This is a genomic window from Blattabacterium sp. (Blattella germanica) str. Bge (genome assembly GCF_000022605.2).
Lineage (GTDB): Bacteria > Bacteroidota > Bacteroidia > Flavobacteriales > Blattabacteriaceae > Blattabacterium.
The window spans coordinates 1-4,085 of record NC_015679.1 but is presented as its reverse complement, the minus strand read 5'-3'; the positions used below and the strand labels follow the sequence as shown (position 1 = coordinate 4,085).

The window sequence follows — 4,085 nt, the reverse complement described above, 5'->3', positions numbered from 1 at the left end:
ATATATTGTTTTAAACTCCCCTAAATTTCAATTTTAAGCCTTTTTAATCAATTTTAAGCCTTTTTAAGACAGTTAAAATTTAAACTTATGGTTTCCTATTAGGAAATAGTTTTCTTATAAAAGAAACTCATATAATGGCTTTTTAAACCCTATATACACCTTGTAGTCAAGTTTGTTTTTTTTTTGAGAAGTTTTTATTTGAATTTTAATTGTAGTTCATTGGGGGGGGGGTTGAGGGGGGGGGGATTTTTATGTAGATTTTATAAAATTTTAGGAAGAAAAATTTTTTCTGAAAAAAAGGCATATATATATATATAAATTATAATAATATTTTATTTATACATGTGTATAAAGTAATATTAGTGTTATTATAATGTTAATATTACGTCATTACGCGTGACGCCCGCCCGCCCGGGCGCACGCTTGCGTGATGGGTGCGCGCGTAGGCACACGCTTGCGTGATGGCTGCGCGCGTAGGCACACGCTTGCGTGATGGGTGCGCGCGTAGGCACACGCTTGCGTGACGGGTGCGCGCGTAGGCACACGCTTGCGTGATGGGTGCGCGCGTAGGCACACGCTTGCGTGATGGGTGCGCGCGTAGGCACACGCTTGCGTGACGGGTGCGCGCGTAGGCACACGCTTGCGTGATGGGTGCGCGCGTAGGCACACGCTTGCGTGATGGGTGCGCGCGTAGGCACACGCTTGCGTGACGGGTGCGCGCGTAGGCACACGCTTGCGTGATGGGTGCGCGCGTAGGCACACGCTTGCGTGATGGGTGCGCGCGTAGGCACACGCTTGCGTGACGGGTGCGCGCGTAGGCACACGCTTGCGTGATGGGTGCGCGCGTAGGCACACGCTTGCGTGACGGGTTTCGTGTTTTGTTTTTTTAATTTTTATTTTAGTACATTTACGGAATAAAAGTGAATAAAAAAATGGGGATTACAAAAGACCGTTTGAATTTTAAACCTTTTGAATATCAATGGGCTTACGATTATTGGTTTAAACAACAAAATGCACATTGGTTGCATACAGAAATAAATATGCAATCAGATATTCATGATTGGAATAAGAATCTTTCTTCTCAAGAGAAAAATGTTATTGGCGATATTTTAAAAGGTTTCACTCAAACAGAAACTGAAGTAGGAAGTTATTGGTCTGAAATGATTCCTAATTGGTTCCCTATTCCTGAAATAAAGATGATGGGTCAAACATTTGGTTCTTTTGAAACGATTCATGCGGTTGCTTATTCTTACTTAAATGATATTTTAGGTTTAGATGATTTTCATGCTTTTTTAGAAGATAAAGCAACAATGAATAAATTGAAAGCTTTAATGGATATAAGAAAAAGTTCACATGAACAATACAATAGAGAGGAAATAGCTAGGAGCATTGCTTTATTTTCTGCTGCTGCAGAAGGAATACAGTTATTTTCTTCTTTCGCTGTATTGTTATCTTTTAGAAAATCTAATCGTTTGAAAGGAATAGGACAACAAATTATTTTTTCTGTTAGAGATGAGTCTTTACATTCAGAAGCTGGATGTAAGATATTCCGTACTTTTTGTGATGAAAATAAAGGATTAAAAAAGTCTGTGGAAGAATCGGTTTATCAAGGAGTTGATTTGGCATTAAAAAATGAATTTGTTTTTATTGATCAAATTTTTGGAAATGGGGATCTTCCTACTATTAAAAAAGAAGATTTAAAAAATTTTATGAAAGATAGAGCTAATTTAAAGTTGAGAGAGTTAGGTTTGAATAAATCTTATCATATAAATAGTAATATGTTATCTAATATGGATTGGTTTTATATAACTATATCTGGAGAACAACAAACTGATTTTTTTGATAATCGTGAAACTGGATATAGTAAACCAAATGAAGATTGGAATGAAGATCTTTTTTCTTCAGATACTGATTCTAATTCAGAAAAAAAAATATTGAAAATTCTTTTAAAGAATAAAAAAGAAAATTTAGGAGATTCTGGTTGTGTTTCTTGTGAATCTTAATATATAAAATAAGAATAAGTCTGTAAGTTTTTTTAAATTTTGGAAATATTGATAAATTCGTATAAAAATTTTTTGGGAAAAGAACAATTGTTGCATAGTACAGTTTGTGATTATTTAGATCATAAATATCCTAATGTGTTTTATTTTCATCCTCATAATGAGGCAAGAAGAACTCCTTATGAAAGATTTCTTATTAAAGTTATGAGATTGAGACCGGGAATTCCCGATTTATTGTTTCCTATACCTAAAAAAGGAAAAACAGGGATGGCTTTAGAATTTAAAATAAAACCAAATAAACTAACAAAAAATCAGATGGAAATAATAAATATACTTAATTCTTATAATTGGAATGTAAATATTTGTTCTTCTTTTGAAGAAGCCAAAATTCATATAGATCAATATTTAAAAAATTGATGAATAACAATACTACCTTTCAGAAGTATAATATTATGTTAAAAAAATGCAAGGATTCTTTTAAACAAAAATTTGTTCTTCTTTGTAAAGAAATTAATAACATAAATGATATTATTCTAATGAAAGTTAATCAAAATAAATGGGTTGATATAGTGAATTTATCTGTTATTGCTATAATTTTGCATAAAATGCATAAAAAAGAAAAACTAGAAGAAATTTACTATGGGTATGACATGTGCATAAAAAAAGCAAAATTTGTTATGGAAAAAAAAAATTCAGATTATGGAAATGCTTGGATTACCATGGAATATTCCTCAATTAAAGACATAATCTTACAAAAGATTTTTAGAATACAAAATATAGAAAAAAATTTACTAAAAATAACAAATTCTCATGATAAAATTCAGGATAATTATATAGATGTATTAAATTATTGTATTTTTCTTTTAATCAAAGAAAAAGAAGAAAAATTTATTTAAAGTTTTTTATCCATTTAATTTTGTTGTATTTAATGAATATAATTTGAGCGATTTTATTTCCGTTTTCTACAACAAAAGAAGAGTTAGATAAATTTAGCAATAATACTTTTATCTCTCCTCTATAATCGGAGTCTATAGTTCCTGGGTTATTGAATACAGTAATTCCGTGATGAAAAGCTAAACCACTTCTAGGACGGATTTGTCCTTCGTATCCTATGGGGATTTCAATAAATAAACCTGTTCTGATAATTTTTCTTTCCATAGGATGAATAGAAATACTTTTTTTTAAAAAAGCTTGTAAATCCATTCCAGATGATCCATCTGTTGCGTAATTAGGCAAAGGATTTTCTGATATGTTGCATATTTTTATGAAAACACACATTGGTAAAATATTTATTGTAATATAAAAAAAACTTATATTCAAAAAAAAACGTAGAGTAATGAAAAAATCATTTCTTTTCATATTCATCTTGTCTATGATATTTTTTTCATCATGTTATGATGATAATCGATTAACTGGAATAGGAATAATTGATAAATCTGATACTGATAAAGATAAAACAACGAGTAAAAGTAATGATAAAGAAACAACTGTTGCGTCATCTACTTCTGATACTGATTCTGATTCTTCTGAAGATTTAGAAAGTTTTCTTCAAAAGAATCCTGAAGTAAGAGAAATTATAAAAATATTAGAGAGAAAAATATGAATTATGTCTGATTTTTCTGAAAGAAAAGAAATTCTTTTTTTTCAGAAATTTTTGTGGTTTTTTTTATTTGTTTATAAAATTTGTGTAATTTTTATTATTATTATTTATTTGATGAGTGTTTTTCAAAAATTTAATAACAGTTAATACACTTACTTTTTCTTCTATTCTTCTTTTAATATATCCTTTTGCAATAAGTTTATGAATAAATAATATCACTTTAGCTTTACTCCATCCGAAAACATCTCCCAAATTTTTGGCAGAAATTTTTATTTCTTTTTTTAAAATTAAATAAAGAAGAGCTTCTCCATCGCTAAATGTTCTTTTTTTATTCCATTCTTGAGTATTAAAATTCTTTAGATATTTGTATGAAATTTTCTCTTATTTTCATGTTTTTTTTTTTAGAAAGAACAATTATTACAACATTTGTTTACATATAGTAATTTCTGCTTTTTTATTTATTAAAACAATATTTTGTTTGTTAA

General features: G+C 29.8%; 6 protein-coding genes. 4 read left to right on the top strand and 2 right to left on the bottom strand.

Going from position 1 to position 4,085, the window contains the following annotated elements; translation table 11 throughout:
* Positions 1 to 920 precede the first annotated feature (920 nt).
* The 3 genes from BLBBGE_RS03125 to BLBBGE_RS03115 all read left to right on the top strand — a co-directional run bounded on the left by BLBBGE_RS03125 (position 921) and on the right by BLBBGE_RS03115 (position 2,896).
* Entirely contained in the window at positions 921 to 2,003 is a 1,083-nt protein-coding gene (locus tag BLBBGE_RS03125) for a ribonucleotide-diphosphate reductase subunit beta (protein WP_226989469.1), read from the top strand.
* Between the two features lie 72 nt (positions 2,004 to 2,075).
* Entirely contained in the window at positions 2,076 to 2,417 is a 342-nt protein-coding gene (locus BLBBGE_RS03120) for a VRR-NUC domain-containing protein (RefSeq protein WP_226989470.1), read from the top strand.
* Positions 2,417 to 2,896 carry a DUF1599 domain-containing protein gene (locus BLBBGE_RS03115; protein ID WP_013904769.1) on the top strand — a complete coding sequence of 160 codons (480 nt, stop codon included), beginning with the start codon at positions 2,417 to 2,419 and terminating at the stop codon, positions 2,894 to 2,896. Before BLBBGE_RS03120 ends, BLBBGE_RS03115 begins: the two co-directional genes overlap by 1 nt.
* Here BLBBGE_RS03115 and dut read toward each other — a convergent pair.
* Positions 2,889 to 3,278, bottom strand: a complete 390-nt coding sequence (gene dut, locus BLBBGE_RS03110) for a dUTP diphosphatase (RefSeq protein ID WP_013904768.1) — start codon at positions 3,276 to 3,278, stop codon at positions 2,889 to 2,891. The genes BLBBGE_RS03115 and dut overlap by 8 nt on opposite strands.
* 58 nt (positions 3,279 to 3,336) lie before the next feature.
* Between dut and BLBBGE_RS03105 the strand changes: the two genes are divergently transcribed.
* Positions 3,337 to 3,603, top strand: a complete 267-nt coding sequence (locus BLBBGE_RS03105) for a hypothetical protein (protein WP_041936813.1) — start codon at positions 3,337 to 3,339, stop codon at positions 3,601 to 3,603.
* A gap of 63 nt (positions 3,604 to 3,666) precedes the next feature.
* Here the strand turns inward: BLBBGE_RS03105 and BLBBGE_RS03100 are convergent, their stop codons facing one another.
* Complete coding sequence (locus BLBBGE_RS03100; RefSeq protein ID WP_041936812.1) at positions 3,667 to 3,852, bottom strand: hypothetical protein; 186 nt, start codon at positions 3,850 to 3,852, stop codon at positions 3,667 to 3,669.
* Between the last annotated feature and the right edge of the window lie 233 nt (positions 3,853 to 4,085).